Source organism: Enterobacter sp. A8 (assembly GCF_004296595.1).
Classification (GTDB): Bacteria; Pseudomonadota; Gammaproteobacteria; order Enterobacterales; family Enterobacteriaceae; genus Enterobacter; species Enterobacter cloacae.
In genome coordinates this window covers 170,556-185,826 of record NZ_SCMF01000002.1, presented here as the reverse complement: position 1 = coordinate 185,826, position 15,271 = coordinate 170,556, and the positions used below count along the sequence as shown (strand labels likewise).

The window sequence follows — 15,271 nt, the reverse complement described above, 5'->3', positions numbered from 1 at the left end:
TCAGCCTCCGAACAGGTGGTTAAAGTGCTCCACCTCAACCCATTCGCCTGCTTCCACATTGCCACGCTCGCGCTCCAGCACGATAAAGCAGTTGCCCTGGCTGAAGGAGCTGAAAATGTGCGAACCCTGATGGCCGGTGGTGCTCACCTCCAGCTCGCCCTCCGCGTTGCGCGTCAGAATACCGCGCTGGAAATCAAGACGACCGGGGGATTTCTTAAGGCGCGTAGCGGCACGCACGCGCTGGCGTACCGGCAGCGGACTGGCACGGTTGCCCGAAAGCTTCGCCAGCAGCGGGATCACCAGCTGGTAGAAGGTCAGGGCGGCAGAGACCGGGTTACCCGGCAGGCCGCAGAACCAGCTGTGCTTAAGCTTGCCAAAAGCGAACGGTTTGCCCGGCTTGATGGCCAGCTTCCAGAAGGCGATTTCACCCAGCTCTTCCAGGATGGTTTTAGTGTAATCCGCTTCACCCACCGAAACACCGCCGGAGCTGATCACCACGTCGGCCGCGTTGTCTGCCTCAATAAAGGCGGCGCGCAGTTTTTCCGGGTCATCAGGAATAATGCCAAGGTTGATCACTTCACAGCCCAACTGCTCCAGCATCAGGTGTACCGCCAGACGGTTGGTGTCGTAAATCTGCCCGTCCTGCAGCGGCTGGCCCGGTAGCTGCAATTCATCACCGGTAGAAAAGAGCGCGACGCGCACCTGACGGATCACCTCAATGTCCGCGATACCGAGCGAGGCCAGCACCGGCAGTTCACCCACCGTCAGCTTCTGCCCCGCAGCGAATACCGTTGCGCCAAGAGCAATATCTTCGCCGGTGCGGCGGATGTTCTGGCCTGCTTTGACGCTGGCGGTAAAGCGCACGCCGTCAGCGGTCTGTTCGGTCTCTTCCTGCATCACTACCGCATCGCAGCCTGCGGGAACCGGCGCGCCGGTCATGATGCGCACGCAAGTGCCCACAGGCCATTCTCCGTCAAACGGTTGACCGGCGAAGGCTTTTCCTGCGACAGGCAGCGCCTGACCCGTCTGGAGATCCGCCAGGCGTACCGCGTAACCGTCCATCGCTGAGTTATCAAACCCCGGCACGTTAAGCGGGGAAATGATGTCGCGTGCGGCAATACGACCAAAACAGCGCGCCAGCGGCAGCGTCTCTACGTCGTGCAGCGGGGAAAGTCGGTCAAGCATCTGCGTGAGTGCCGTCTCAAGCGGCATCAGTCCGGCGGTAAAATCCATGGTGGGCTCCAGCACAGTAACAACGAAAGCGCTCATTATGGCAGAAAAGTGCGGCTAACTGTATGACCCACCATGAGTACCCTTTACATCGCAGTTGCGTCTTTCTATATTCAAAAATTATCTGAAGAATCATCAACGATAATGATATTTATAGAAAAAGCCGCCATGCAGGCTGACAGGTGAGGCGAAATGGTTAATGCGGTAATCGCAATTCATGGCGGCGCCGGGGCTATTACCCGTGCACAGCTCAGTCCTGAGCAGGAGAAGCGCTACATTGATGCGCTCTACGCCATTGTCGAAACGGGCCAGCGAATGCTGGAGGCGGGCGAAAGCGCGCTGGATGTGGTAACCGAAGCGGTGCGTCTGCTGGAAGAGTGTCCGTTGTTCAATGCGGGGATTGGTTCCGTGTATACGCGTGACGAGACGCACGAGCTGGATGCCTGCGTGATGGATGGCGTCACCCTGAAAGCAGGGGCCGTGGCGGGCGTGAGCCATCTGCGCAACCCGATTCTGGCGGCGCGACTGGTGATGGAAGAGAGTCCTCATGTGCTGCTGACGGGCGTTGGGGCGGAGAACTTTGCCTTCGCACACGGGATGGAGCGGGTATCGCCGGATCTTTTTTCCACTGACGAGCGCTACCAGCAGCTGCTGGCAGCCCGTACGGCGGGCATGACCCAGCTGGACCACTCCTCACCGCTCAATGAAACCACCAAAATGGGCACGGTTGGCGCAGTGGCGCTCGACAAGGCCGGTAATCTGGCGGCGGCCACCTCAACCGGCGGTATGACCAACAAGCTACCTGGCCGGGTTGGCGATAGTCCGCTGCCGGGCGCCGGGTGCTATGCCAATAACGCCACGGCGGCGGTCTCCTGCACCGGGACCGGCGAAGTGTTTATTCGCGCGCTCGCCGCATACGACATTACCGCCCTGATGGATTACGGCGGGCTCAGCCTGAGTGAAGCCTGCGAGCGTGTGGTTATGGAAAAGTTGCCCGCGCTGGGCGGTGAGGGTGGACTCATTGCGGTGGACCGTGAGGGTAACGTGGCCCTGCCGTTCAACAGCGAAGGGATGTACCGCGCCTGGGGCTATGCCGGTGATGAACCCAGCACCGGGATCTATCGTGAATAAGGGGGCAACGCGTGCCGCACAGTGAAGAGCTGGATAACCGCGAAGTGCTGGCTGTCCATCAGCTGAATATTGCGTTTCAGGAGGAGCGGCAGTTCATCCCCGCAGTAGAGAATTTATCGTTCTCACTCAACCGCGGCGAAACGCTGGCGATTGTGGGTGAGTCCGGCTCCGGGAAATCGGTCACCGCGCTGGCGCTGATGCGCCTGCTGGAACAGACGGGCGGGCAAATCAGCAGCGAGAAGATGTTTCTGCGCCGTCGCAATCGTCAGGTCATTGATTTAAACGAGCTGAGCGCAGCACAGATGCAGGGCGTGCGCGGGGCGGATATCGCGATGATCTTCCAGGAGCCGATGACCTCGCTGAACCCGGTCTTCCCGGTTGGAGAGCAAATTGCCGAATCCATCCGCCTGCATCAGGGGCTGAGCGGCGATGAAGCCCTTCTGGAAGCCAAACGGATGCTGGAGCTGGTACGTATCCCGGAGTCGCAGTCCATACTCGGCCGCTATCCGCATCAGCTCTCTGGCGGGATGCGTCAGCGGGTGATGATTGCCATGGCGCTCTCATGCCGTCCGGCGGTATTGATTGCGGACGAGCCGACGACAGCGCTGGATGTCACCATTCAGGCGCAGATCCTGCAGCTTATCAAAGTGCTGCAGCAGGAGATGGAGATGGGGGTGATGTTTATCACCCACGATATGGGCGTGGTCGCGGATATTGCCGATCGCGTGCTGGTGATGCACCAGGGCAGGGCGGTAGAAACCGGCACGGTAGAGCAGATTTTCCATGCGCCCGCCCACCCATACACCAAAGCGCTGCTGGCGGCGGTTCCGCGGCTGGGGGCGATGAACGGCAGCGATCTTCCGCGCCGTTTCCCGCTGATTTCCCTTGAGGCGGCGGGCCGCCAGGAAGAGGAAACCGAGCAGGACACCGTGGTCCCCGGCAAGCCCATTCTGGAGGTGCGGGATCTGGTGACCCGTTTTCCTCTGCGCAGCGGCATTTTCAACCGCGTAAAGCGTGAAGTGCACGCGGTTGAAAATGTCAGTTTTGATTTATGGCCAGGCGAAACGCTGGCGCTGGTGGGGGAGTCGGGCTGCGGCAAATCCACCACCGGACGCGCGTTACTTCGGCTGGTGGAGTCGCAGGAAGGGAGCATTACCTTTAACGGCGAACGTATCGACACCCTTCCTGACAGTAAGCTTCAGGCGGTGAGGCGGAATATCCAGTTTATTTTTCAGGATCCGTATGCGTCTCTGGACCCGCGCCATACGGTGGGGTATTCGATTATGGAGCCGCTGCGGGTGCATAACCTGCTCGACGGCGAAGCCGCACAGCGTCGGGTGGCGTGGCTGCTGGAACGCGTGGGGCTGAAGCCGGAACATGCCTGGCGTTACCCGCATGAGTTTTCCGGCGGTCAGCGGCAGCGAATTTGTATTGCCCGCGCGCTGGCCCTCAACCCAAAAGTGGTGATCGCAGACGAATCTGTCTCGGCGCTGGATGTCTCTATCCGCGCGCAAATCATCAATTTATTGCTCGACTTACAGCGGGATCTGGGGATTGCTTTTCTCTTTATTTCCCACGACATGGCGGTGGTGGAGCGCATCAGCCATCGCGTGGCGGTGATGTATCTGGGGCAAATCGTCGAGATTGGTCCGCGGCGGGCGGTGTTTGAGAACCCGCAGCACCCGTACACCCGTAAGCTGATGTCTGCAGTACCGGTTGCCGATCCCGAACACCGTCACGGGCAGCGCGTGCTGCTGCAGGATGAGATGCCGAGCAATATTCGTAAACGGGGTGAGGTCATGGAGCGGGTCACGCTTCGTGAAGTGGGCCCCGGACATTTTGTTGCCCCTCCGCGTCAGGACAATGCATTTTCGCGGTTATAACGTACAACAGGCAGGAGAACACAATGGTTAAATTTGTTGCTCGTACATGGCTGTTAGCCGCGAGCGTGACGGCAGCCCTGGCCGCCTCTCCCGCGTTCGCTGCCAAAGATGTGGTGGTTGCCGTCGGCTCCAATTTCACCACCCTCGATCCCTATGACGCCAACGATACGCTGTCGCAGGCGGTCGCCAAATCGTTCTACCAGGGGCTGTTTGGCCTGGACAGAGAGATGAAGCTGAAAAATGTGCTGGCAGAGGGGTACACCGTCTCGGATGATGGGCTGGTCTATACCATTAAGCTCAGAACCGGCGTGAAGTTCCAGGATGGCACCGATTTCAACGCGGAGGCGGTGAAGGTTAACCTCGACCGCGCCAGCAACCCGGAAAACAGCCTCAAGCGCTATAACCTCTATAAAAATATTGCCAGCACCGAGGCGGTCGATCCGACAACGGTAAAAATTACCCTGAAAGAGCCGTTCTCGGCCTTTATTAATATTCTGGCGCATCCGGCGACGGCGATGATCTCACCTGCGGCGCTGAAAAAATACGGGAAAGAGATTGGGTTCCATCCGGTCGGTACCGGCCCGTATGAGCTGGTTACCTGGAACCAGACGGACTTTGTAAAGGTGAAGAAATTCGCCGGCTACTGGCAGCAGGGGCTGCCGAAGCTCGACACCATCACCTGGCGTCCGGTGGTGGATAACAACACCCGCGCGGCGATGCTGCAAACCGGCGAAACGCAGTTTGCCTTCCCGATCCCGTACGAGCAGGCGGCGATCCTGCAGAAGAACAGCAAGCTGGAGCTGGTGGCCAGTCCGTCCATTATGCAGCGTTACATCAGCATGAACGTGACGCAAAAGCCGTTTGATAATCCCAAAGTGCGCGAGGCCATCAACTACGCGATTAACCGTCAGGCGCTGGTGAAAGTGGCCTTCGCGGGCTTCGCCACCCCGGCCACCGGCGTGCTGCCACCGGCTATTGCCTATGCGCAAAGCTATCAGCCGTGGCCATACGATCCGGCGAAAGCCCGTGAACTGTTAAAAGAGGCGGGCTTCCCGAACGGCTTTAGCACCACGCTGTGGTCATCCCATAATCACAGTACTGCGCAGAAGGTGCTGCAGTTTACCCAGCAGCAGCTGGCGCAGGTCGGTATTAAGGTGCAGGTCACCGCGATGGATGCCGGACAACGTGCGGCAGAAGTGGAAGGGAAAGGGCAGAAAGAGAGCGGCGTGCGGATGTTCTACACCGGCTGGTCGGCCTCTACCGGTGAGGCTGACTGGGCGCTGTCGCCGCTGTTCGCCTCACAGAACTGGCCGCCGACCCTGTTCAACACGGCATTCTACAGCAACCCGCAGGTGGATAAAGATCTTGCCGATGCGCTGAAAACCACCAAACCGGATGAGAAAGCGCGCCTCTACAAAGACGCACAGGATATCATCTGGAAAGAGTCGCCGTGGGTACCGCTGGTGGTGGAAAAACTGGTTTCGGCGCATAACAAAGCGTTGACCGGGTTTTACATCATGCCGGATACGGGCTTTAGCTTTGACGATGCGGATTTAAAATAACACTCATGCTCAATTATGTTTGTAAACGCCTGCTGGGGCTGATCCCGACGCTGCTGATTGTGGCGGTACTGGTGTTTTTGTTTGTCCATCTGCTGCCGGGCGATCCGGCGCGTCTGGTGGCCGGGCCAGAGGCGGATGCCACCGTCATTGAACTGGTGCGCAAACAGCTTGGTCTCGACCAGCCTCTGTACATGCAGTTTCTCCATTATATTTGCAACGTTCTACAGGGCGATTTTGGTATCTCGATGGTGTCGCGTCGTCCGGTGTCGGAAGAGATTGCCAGCCGCTTTATGCCTACGTTCTGGTTAACGATTGCCAGCATGTGCTGGGCGGTGGTGTTTGGGCTTGGCGCCGGGATTGTCGCTGCCGTCTGGCGCAACCGCTGGCCGGACAAGCTTGGCATGGCGCTGGCGGTGACCGGGATCTCTTTCCCGGCCTTTGCGCTGGGGATGCTCCTGATGCAGATTTTCTCCGTGGAGCTGGGCTGGTTGCCCACCGTCGGGGCCGATACCTGGAAGCACTACATCCTGCCGTCCATGACGCTGGGCGCGGCCGTCTCCGCGGTGATGGCGCGCTTCACACGCGCGTCGTTCGTTGACGTGTTGAGTGAAGATTACATCCGTACCGCACGGGCGAAAGGGGTGAGCGAGAAGTGGGTCATCCTCAAGCACGGTTTTCGTAACGCGATGATCCCGGTGGTGACCATGATGGGGCTGCAGTTCGGCTTCCTGCTGGGGGGCTCTATCGTGGTGGAAAAGGTCTTCAACTGGCCGGGGCTGGGGCGCCTGCTGGTGGATTCGGTCGAGATGCGCGACTATCCGGTCATTCAGGCGGAAGTTCTGCTCTTCTCGCTGGAATTTATTCTTATCAATTTAGTGGTGGATGTGCTGTACGCCGCCATTAATCCGGCCATCAGGTATAAGTAAGATGCGATTGTTGAACTGGCGTCGTCAGGCCATTGTAAACGCTATGCCGGGGCTGAAGCCGGACCATATCCGCACCCCATGGTTTGAATTCTGGCGGCGCTTTCGTCGCCAGCCTGTTGCCATGACGGCGGGGCTGTTTGTACTGCTGCTGATTGTGGTGGCCGCCATTGCGCCGTGGGTGGCACCGTATGATGCGGAAAACTACTTTGATTACGACCGTCTGAATGACGGACCGTCGATGATGCACTGGTTCGGCGTGGACTCTCTGGGGCGCGATATTTTTAGCCGCGTGCTGATGGGCGCGCAGATATCGCTCGCCGCCGGGGTGTTTGCGGTGCTCATTGGTGCGGTCATCGGTACCGTTCTGGGCCTGATGGCAGGGTATTACGAGGGCTGGTGGGACCGGATCATTATGCGCATTTGCGACGTGCTGTTTGCCTTCCCCGGCATTTTGCTGGCAATTGCGGTTGTCGCCATTATGGGCAGCGGCATGGCGAATGTCATCATCGCCGTCGCGGTCTTTTCGATCCCGGCGTTTGCCCGTCTGGTGCGCGGCAATACGCTGGTACTGAAGCAGCAGACCTTTATTGAATCCGCCCGCAGTATGGGGGCCAGCGACGCCAACATCCTGTTCAGCCATATTCTGCCGGGTACGGTGTCGTCGATTGTGGTCTATTTTACGATGCGTATTGGCGTGTCGATAATTTCTGCTGCCAGCCTGTCGTTTCTGGGATTAGGGGCCCAGCCACCGACGCCGGAGTGGGGCGCGATGCTCAACGAGGCGAGGGCAGATATGGTGATTGCGCCGCATGTGGCGATATTCCCGAGTCTGGCGATTTTCCTGACCGTGCTGGCGTTCAACCTGCTGGGGGATGGGCTGCGCGATGCGCTGGATCCGAGGATTAAGGGGTAGGGCAGTGGAATGTGCCGGGTGGCGGCTACGCCTTACCCGGCCTACAAAACAGGCGCTGGGTGTTTAAACCCGGCTACCCCACAGGTCATACTCGTCGGCGTTTTCCACTTTCACGCGAATGATGTCACCCGGCTTGACGTTGGTTTCCCCATTCAGGTACACCGCGCCGTCGATTTCAGGGGCATCCGCCATGCTGCGGCCAATCGCGCCTTCTTCGTCAACTTCGTCGATGATGACCATAATTTCGCGGCCCACTTTCTCCTGCAAACGTTCAGCAGAGATCTGCTGTTGCAGCTGCATGAAGCGGTTCCAGCGCTCTTCTTTTACCTCTTCCGGCACCTGATCCGCCAGTTCGTTAGCGGTTGCGCCTTCAACCGGGCTGTACTTGAAGCAGCCTACGCGGTCCAGACGCGCCTCTTTCAGGAAGTCGAGCAGCATCTGGAAGTCTTCTTCGGTTTCACCCGGGAAGCCAACGATGAAGGTCGAACGCAGGGTCAGATCCGGGCAGATTTCACGCCACTGCTTGATGCGCGCCAGCTGGCGGTCAACGGAGCCTGGGCGTTTCATCAGCTTCAGAATACGCGGGCTGGCGTGCTGCAGCGGGATATCCAGGTACGGCAGGATTTTGCCTTCGGCCATCAGCGGGATAACGTCGTCAACGTGCGGATAAGGGTAAACGTAGTGCAGACGCGTCCAGATGCCCAGTTTAGCGAGCTGTTCGCACAGGCCGACCATGCTGGTTTTCACCGGCTCGCCGTTGTGGAAACCGGAACGGTGCTTCACATCCACGCCGTAGGCGGAGGTATCCTGGGAGATCACCAGCAGCTCCTTCACGCCCGCATCGGCCAGACGTTTGGCTTCTGCCAGCACTTCGCCAATCGGGCGGCTCACCAGATCGCCACGCATGGACGGGATAATGCAGAAGGTGCAGCGATGGTTGCAGCCTTCGGAAATTTTCAGGTAAGCGTAGTGACGCGGCGTCAGCTTCACCCCCTGTTCCGGCACCAGGCTCAGGAACGGGTTGTGCTTAGGCTTGGGTACGTAGTGATGAACATGTTCCAGCACCTGCTCGTAGCTGTGTGGACCGGTGATCTCCAGCACCTTCGGGTGCACTTCACGGATCTGGTCCTCTTTTGCGCCCAGGCAGCCGGTCACAATCACTTTGCCGTTTTCCGTCAGGGCTTCACCAATGGCTTCCAGGGATTCCTGAACCGCGCTGTCGATAAACCCGCAGGTGTTCACGATCACCATGTCGGCGTTGTCGTAGCTTGGCACCACGTCGTAGCCCTCGGTGCGAAGTTCGGTCAGGATGCGTTCAGAATCCACCAGGTTTTTCGGGCAGCCCAGGGAGACAAAGCCGATTTTCGGCGGGTGCGTAACATTGCTCATAGGTTAAAAATTCATCAATTATGGAGTTATCAGGGCGGGATTTTACAGCGTATCGCGGGGGATTTATACACTCTTTGCAGTGCAGATGATGTCCGCGCAAGTTGTAACATTGTAAATAATGTTAATCAGTTAAGAATAATTGATCTCAGGCATTAAACTGTACAAAAAATAACCTTATTCTGACTGTGCACAGGGGCTGACAGAGGAGGAATGAGCATGTCCGTTGACAGACTGAAACGCGATCTGCTGAACAAGCTGATCAACGCCCGAATAGACCTTGCCGCATATCTGCAGCTGAGGAAGGCGAAAGGGTATATGTCAGTCAGCGAAAGCGAACATCTGCGTGATAATTTCTTTGAACTTTGCAATTTCATGCGTGAAAAAGCACCCATCCTGAAAGCGGAATACGCCGAAAGCGAATGTATTGCGCTGCGCCGCGCCGCCGAGGTGCTCTCCATTGCCGGGGTTTGTCTGATGAACGGACGCCATGACTGCCCGACTTTTATCGCTGTAAACGCGGAGAAGCTTGAAAACTGCCTGACAACGCTCTCTCTATGCATCATGTGTCTGAACGAGCACGCGAAGCTTGAACAGCACTGATTCCGGGGGAGGCAACTCCCCCTTCTGATTAAGCTTTTGTAAAAGTGATAACGCGCCCGGACGTAGTGGCTAATCTTTATGCCATATGCCGATAAAGGAGCGTGTTATGCACCGATCCTCGCTAATTTTCCTGCCTGCGTTGTTATTTCCGTTTTCGCTCCTTGCTGCACCTGATGCGGTTAAGGTTGAGGTATTGCAGAACAAACTCGAACACCCCTGGTCGCTGGCGTTCCTGCCGGATAACAAAGGGCTGCTCGTGACGTTGAAGGGCGGCCAGTTGAAACACTGGCAGGCCGGGAAAGGGCTGTCAGACCCGATAACAGGGGTGCCCAAAGTCTGGGACAACGGACAGGGAGGACTGCTGGACGTGGTGCTGGCGCCGGATTTTGCCACCTCGCGCCGCGTCTGGCTGAGCTACGCCGAGGCAGGCGCTGACGGCAAAGCCGGAACGGCGGTGGGTTACGGGCGCTTAAGCGACGATCTTTCCCGCCTTGAGGCGTTCCAGGTGGTGTTCCGTCAGATGCCGAAACTCTCCACCGGTCACCACTTTGGCGGAAGGCTGGTGTTTGATGGCAAAGGCTATCTGTTTATTGCGCTGGGCGAAAACAACCAGCGCCCGACGGCGCAGGATCTGGATAAACTCCAGGGGAAAGTGGTACGCCTGACGGAGGATGGCAAAGTCCCGCCGGATAACCCCTTTGTGAACACCGCCGGTGCGCGGCCGGAAATCTGGTCTTATGGCATTCGTAACCCACAAGGGATGGCGATGAACCCGTGGAGCGACACGCTGTGGCTTAATGAACACGGCCCGCGTGGCGGGGATGAGATTAACATTCCGGAGAAAGGGAAAAACTATGGCTGGCCGCTGGCGACCCACGGTATCAACTACAGCGGATTGAAAATTCCTGAGGCGAAAGGTGAACACGTTGAAGGAACCGAAAAACCGCTGTTTGTCTGGAAAGTCTCGCCCGCCGTGAGCGGAATGGCGTTTTATAACAGTGACGTATTCCCGCAGTGGAAAAACAAGCTGTTTATCGGGGCGCTGAAAGAGAAGGATGTGATCGTGCTGAGTGTGAACGGCAACACGGTGACCGAGGACGGACGGATCCTGGGCGACCGGAAACAGCGCATCCGCGATGTGCGCGTCGGTCCGGACGGCTATCTGTATGTTCTGACCGATGAAACGGACGGGCAGTTGCTGAAAGTCAGCCCGTCCGGGAGGTGATCAGCTTACCGGAATCATCACCACGTTACGGTAGGCCGGGCGTTCGCTCAGCTGTTTAAGCCAGCGCGCCAGGTGAGGGCGCGGCGTCCACGTCAGACCGAGGTTGGTCAGGTTCCAGACAAATGGCGCAACGGCAATGTCGCCCACGCCGAAGTCGGCACCCGAGAACCAGGCGTGTTTCGCCAGCTCATCGTCCATCATCGCAAACAGATTTTCACAGGCGTCCTGCGCCGCATGAATGGCGGGATAGTCGCGCTCGGCTTCGGGGGTTCTGACCAGCCCCATCAGGATCACGCGGTGCGTGGGGGAGAGCGTCTGGTTGGCCCAGTCCATCCATTTTTCTCCCTGCGCGCGGCGGGCCGGATTTTCTACCCATAGACGGCCTTGCCCATACTGGGCGGCCAGGTAGCGGACAATGGTGTTGGATTCCCACAGCGTGGCGTCCGTCTCATCATCGCGCAGCAGCGGCACCAGGCCGTTCGGGTTCATCGCCAGGTAGTCGGCGTCTTTATTAACCCCATACTGCAAACCCGCCATTATCTGGTTAAACGGTAAATCCAGCTCCTCCAGCGTCCAGAGCACTTTTTTGACGTTGGTCGAATTATTCCTTCCCCACAGCGTAATCATAATTACTCCCGATAAGATGTGAATCCGAGTCAGCTTTTCGCCATGGTGAGATAAACCTAACAATTACGCAACAGAAGAGAAAAAAATCGCCTTAATCAAAGCGTATCTGAATGTTATTGCATAAACTTTAATAACTTTACCCTCGTTGGGTTTCATTAACCGTTTTAGTGCGCTATTACTCATCGCTTCTTGCGACACGGTGATGTGACGTAATTTTTGAATGGACACTCGGGTGGCATTTATGACGCGAAAAATGACTTCTCTGCGCAGCCTGGCGGCAGGCTCCGCGCTCCTTTTCCTGTTTGTACCAACTCTCTATGCGGCTGAGCAGGCTGCGCCCGAAGCGCCGCCGGTAGATGCGCGTGCCTGGATCCTGATGGATTACTCCAGCGGTAAAGTGCTGGCGGAAGGCAATGCGGATGAGAAACTCGACCCGGCCAGCCTGACCAAAATCATGACCAGCTACGTGGTTGGTCAGGCGTTGAAGGCGGGTAAGATCAAGCTCGACGATATGGTCACCATCGGGAAGGACGCCTGGGCGACCGGCAACCCGGCGCTGCGCGGGTCATCGGTAATGTTCCTGAAACCGGGCGATCAGGTTTCCGTTTCCGATCTGAATAAAGGGGTGATTATCCAGTCCGGCAACGATGCCTGTATCGCCCTGGCAGATTATGTTGCAGGAAGCCAGGACTCGTTTATTGGCCTGATGAACGGCTATGCGCAAAAGCTGGGTCTGACCAATACCACCTTTAAAACCGTCCACGGTCTGGATGCGCCGGGCCAGTTCAGTACCGCGCGCGATATGGCGCTGCTCGGCAAGGCGCTCATCCACGATGTGCCGGACGAATATGCCATCCACAAAGAGAAAGAGTTTACCTTTAATAAAATCCGCCAGCCGAACCGCAACCGTCTACTGTGGAGCAGCAACGTCAACGTTGACGGGATGAAAACCGGCACCACGGCCGGGGCGGGTTATAACCTGGTGGCCTCCGCGACCCAGGGTGACATGCGTCTGATCTCGGTGGTGTTGGGCACCAAAACCGATCGTATTCGTTTTAACGAGTCAGAAAAACTGCTGACCTGGGGCTTCCGCTTCTTTGAAACCGTGACGCCGATTAAACCAGATGCCACGTTCGTCAGCCAGCGCGTCTGGTTTGGTGACAAGAGTGAAGTGAACCTGGGAGCCGGTGAAGCCGGGTCGGTGACCATTCCACGTGGTCAGCTGAAAAACCTGAAAGCGAGCTATACCCTCACCGATCCGCAGCTCACCGCGCCGCTGAAAAAAGGCCAGGTGGTCGGGACGATTGATTTCCAGTTAAACGGTAAGTCGATTGAACAGCGTCCGCTGATTGTGATGGAAGCGGTCGAAGAGGGCGGCTTCTTCAGCCGGATGTGGGACTTCGTGATGATGAAATTCCATAGCTGGTTTGGCAGCTGGTTTAGTTAAGTCTTCCCGCTTTTCACCCTCTCCCTGTGGGAGAGGGCCGGGGTGAGGGCATCAGACCGCACCCCTCTCAATACATTAACTTGACCTGCTGCGCCTTTGCGTAGGTCACGTATTCTTCATCCGGGCGGCAATCGCTGATGATGGCATTGAACTGTGCCAGCTCGCCCATCCGTGCCGGACGCACCTTGCCGAACTTGCTGTGATCCACCACCAGCACATGGTACTGCGCGGCGCTTAATGCCCAGTGTTTTACCGGTAGCTCTTCCAGGTTAAAACAGGTCGCCCCCTGACGGGTACTCACGCCCGCCGCGGAGTAAAACGCGATATCCGGACACAAATTGCTGAGCGTGTCCTGAAGATTGAGCGGCTTAAAAATGGCGTTGCTGGCGTGGAACTCACCGCCGCAGAGGATCACCCGACACTCGGGTTTCTCCTGAAGGGCCAGGAAGGTGTTCAGCGAGTAGCACACGGCGGTAAAGGGGATGCTGCTGTCGATGGCTTCGATTATCCACGGCGTGGTAGTGCCGCAGTCAAAAAACAGCGTCTGGTGCGGTTGCACCAAAGAGGCCGCCAGACGGGCGGCTTTGCGTTTCTCTTCAACCAGGCGCGTCTTTTGATCGCTGATCAGATAATGACTGGCGCTACGTGGCTCCAGCACAATATAGCCGCCCAGCAGCACGACGGGCGCGCTCTCGCTGTTCAGGTCACGGCGAATGGTCATCTCTGAAACGCCGAGGAGGGTAGCGGCTTCCTTAAGATGAAGCTTATCACTACGCTTCAGCGCCTGTATCAACTGAGCTATGCGGTCATCGCGGCGTGTTTCCATAGATCCTCAGGATGAAAAAGTGAGCCCCCGCAGGGCGGGGGCTCAAGTGTAACCTGTCATACCGGGGTTAGTCACGTATCCAGCCTTTGCGGATCGGGATAGCGAAAAGGGTGCGATAGAGAGACGAGAGTCCGCGATACAGCGCCAGCCCGAAGAGGTTCCACAGGATCGCCGCGCTGACGCAGCCGATCAGCCCCACCAGGAAGCCGCCTACCATATCCAGCGGCCAGTGTACGCCCAGATACACGCGAGACCAGGCAATGGCGACCGCAATGGCCATCAGCAGCGCACCTGACCACAGGCGATGCCAGAACAGGAAGGCCAGCGCAAAAGCAAAGATCACCGTACCGTGATCGCTTGGGAACGAGTCATCCGGCGCGTGGTGCAGGAAGGTATAGCCGACGTGTTCGACAAAAGGACGATCGTGCGGGAAGGCGAGACCCAGAACATAGCTGACCAGCACGCTGACCCCCAGCGTCATCGCCACTTTGATCACCAGCTGACGCTGCGCGTTGACCTGGCTGCGCGGTCCCCACAGCCAGAGGATGGCCGCCAGCACAGGCACAATACTGATCAGATCTTTTGCCAGGAAAGTGGCCAAATCGATCATCCACTCAGGCGAGGCCGGGGTGGCGTTGATCAGATAAAACAGCTGGTAATTCAGATTCTCTAACATAGCGTTTTTACTCTTTAGCAAACCAGGCAGAAACGAGGCCGTAGACCACTACCTGGGAAAACCAGACCCACCACCCAGCCCACAGGTTGTGAGAGAAAAAATGCGCCCCGCGCATGACCTGGCCAAAGCCCATCGCCAGACCTAACACCACGCCGAAGGCCACAAAGCTCCAGGCGAGACGCGGACGTTCGCGCCAGAAGGCAAAGAACAGCCCCATCACCATAAAGCCGCTGGACGCATGGCCGCCGGGGAAGCAGCGGCCAGGACCGCTGTCTGCCGGAGCGGAACTGAACAGGGGGTAAGAGACGGCCTTACCGCCATACTCCACCAGATCCCACGGGCAGCTGTGATGGCTCAGGCTTTTCAACACGCCAACCACCAGCGTGCCAAGCCCCATCAGCAGTGCGGCAGTGACCAGTCTCGCATTGCGCTTCCAGGCACCGTAAAACAGCGCCCCAACCGCCATGGCAATGGCGATGTACTTCGCCAGCCGGTGGTTCAGCAGATCCAGCAGCGGGTTTTTCTGCAGCGGGAAACGGTGTGTTGCCGCGTCATACCAAAAGCCAGTGATCCATTTATCAAGCGTTTCGCCACGAGAAAGCCAGGTAAACACCACGGCAAGGGCGATCAGCACTAAAAGCTGATAACCATAAAAGCGCACAGGCAAGCGGTAAAGTTGTTTTGTCTTATTTGTCGGTAACTTAGACAATTCTGAACGAGGGGATATGCGGGTCATAGAGTTGGTTGGCAGCGTGAAATATGGCTATCATATTGGTGTCAACTTAAGGAAACCTTAAACAACGACGATAAATGCTTTATTTCTGTTTCTTCTGGAT

14 protein-coding genes are annotated in these 15,271 nt (G+C 57.5%); 8 read left to right on the top strand and 6 right to left on the bottom strand.

Features of this window, described 5'->3' with window-relative positions:
• The gene (gene moeA, locus EQV24_RS08915) at positions 1-1,233 is read right to left on the bottom strand and encodes a molybdopterin molybdotransferase MoeA (RefSeq protein WP_094085269.1); all 1,233 of its coding nucleotides are present in this window, start codon (positions 1,231-1,233) and stop codon (positions 1-3) included.
• Between the two features lie 189 nt (positions 1,234-1,422).
• Here moeA and iaaA point away from each other — a divergent pair, with 189 nt between their 5' ends.
• From iaaA to gsiD, 5 genes are read left to right on the top strand one after another with little or no spacing between them, the layout of a single operon-like run.
• Complete coding sequence (gene iaaA, locus EQV24_RS08910; protein ID WP_020689875.1) at positions 1,423-2,361, top strand: beta-aspartyl-peptidase; 939 nt, start codon at positions 1,423-1,425, stop codon at positions 2,359-2,361.
• A gap of 11 nt (positions 2,362-2,372) precedes the next feature.
• Positions 2,373-4,244, top strand: a complete 1,872-nt coding sequence (gene gsiA / locus EQV24_RS08905) for a glutathione ABC transporter ATP-binding protein GsiA (RefSeq protein WP_114519125.1) — start codon at positions 2,373-2,375, stop codon at positions 4,242-4,244.
• 23 nt (positions 4,245-4,267) lie between these two features.
• Positions 4,268-5,806, top strand: coding sequence for a glutathione ABC transporter substrate-binding protein GsiB (gene gsiB, locus EQV24_RS08900; protein WP_130626475.1), 1,539 nt, complete (start codon positions 4,268-4,270; stop codon positions 5,804-5,806).
• A gap of 5 nt (positions 5,807-5,811) precedes the next feature.
• Entirely contained in the window at positions 5,812-6,732 is a 921-nt protein-coding gene (gsiC, locus tag EQV24_RS08895) for a glutathione ABC transporter permease GsiC (protein WP_020689877.1), read from the top strand.
• A gap of 1 nt (position 6,733) precedes the next feature.
• Positions 6,734-7,645, top strand: coding sequence for a glutathione ABC transporter permease GsiD (gsiD, locus tag EQV24_RS08890; protein WP_130626474.1), 912 nt, complete (start codon positions 6,734-6,736; stop codon positions 7,643-7,645).
• Positions 7,646-7,708: 63 nt separating this feature from the next.
• On the opposite strand, the gene rimO is transcribed toward gsiD, so the two are convergent.
• Positions 7,709-9,034, bottom strand: coding sequence for a 30S ribosomal protein S12 methylthiotransferase RimO (gene rimO / locus EQV24_RS08885; RefSeq protein WP_013097432.1), 1,326 nt, complete (start codon positions 9,032-9,034; stop codon positions 7,709-7,711).
• A gap of 216 nt (positions 9,035-9,250) precedes the next feature.
• Here rimO and bssR point away from each other — a divergent pair, with 216 nt between their 5' ends.
• Positions 9,251-9,634, top strand: a complete 384-nt coding sequence (bssR, locus tag EQV24_RS08880; RefSeq protein WP_013097430.1) for a biofilm formation regulator BssR — start codon at positions 9,251-9,253, stop codon at positions 9,632-9,634.
• A gap of 106 nt (positions 9,635-9,740) precedes the next feature.
• A complete protein-coding gene (locus tag EQV24_RS08875) occupies positions 9,741-10,859 on the top strand; it encodes a PQQ-dependent sugar dehydrogenase (protein WP_040020711.1) in 1,119 nt (372 codons plus the stop codon).
• Here the strand turns inward: EQV24_RS08875 and EQV24_RS08870 are convergent, their stop codons facing one another.
• The gene (locus tag EQV24_RS08870) at positions 10,860-11,486 is read right to left on the bottom strand and encodes a glutathione S-transferase family protein (RefSeq protein ID WP_013097428.1); all 627 of its coding nucleotides are present in this window, start codon (positions 11,484-11,486) and stop codon (positions 10,860-10,862) included. It abuts the gene before it with no gap.
• Between the two features lie 241 nt (positions 11,487-11,727).
• On the opposite strand from EQV24_RS08870, the gene dacC reads away from it, so the two are divergent.
• Entirely contained in the window at positions 11,728-12,933 is a 1,206-nt protein-coding gene (gene dacC / locus EQV24_RS08865) for a serine-type D-Ala-D-Ala carboxypeptidase (RefSeq protein WP_040020720.1), read from the top strand.
• Positions 12,934-13,000: 67 nt separating this feature from the next.
• Here dacC and deoR read toward each other — a convergent pair whose 3' ends face one another.
• From deoR to EQV24_RS08850, 3 genes are all read right to left on the bottom strand, one after another.
• The gene (gene deoR, locus EQV24_RS08860; protein ID WP_038418989.1) at positions 13,001-13,759 is read right to left on the bottom strand and encodes a DNA-binding transcriptional repressor DeoR; all 759 of its coding nucleotides are present in this window, start codon (positions 13,757-13,759) and stop codon (positions 13,001-13,003) included.
• A 67-nt stretch (positions 13,760-13,826) separates the two neighbouring features.
• Positions 13,827-14,435, bottom strand: a complete 609-nt coding sequence (gene ybjG, locus EQV24_RS08855) for an undecaprenyl-diphosphate phosphatase (RefSeq protein ID WP_020689884.1) — start codon at positions 14,433-14,435, stop codon at positions 13,827-13,829.
• Between the two features lie 7 nt (positions 14,436-14,442).
• Entirely contained in the window at positions 14,443-15,171 is a 729-nt protein-coding gene (locus EQV24_RS08850; protein WP_058684153.1) for a phosphatase PAP2 family protein, read from the bottom strand.
• Between the last annotated feature and the right edge of the window lie 100 nt (positions 15,172-15,271).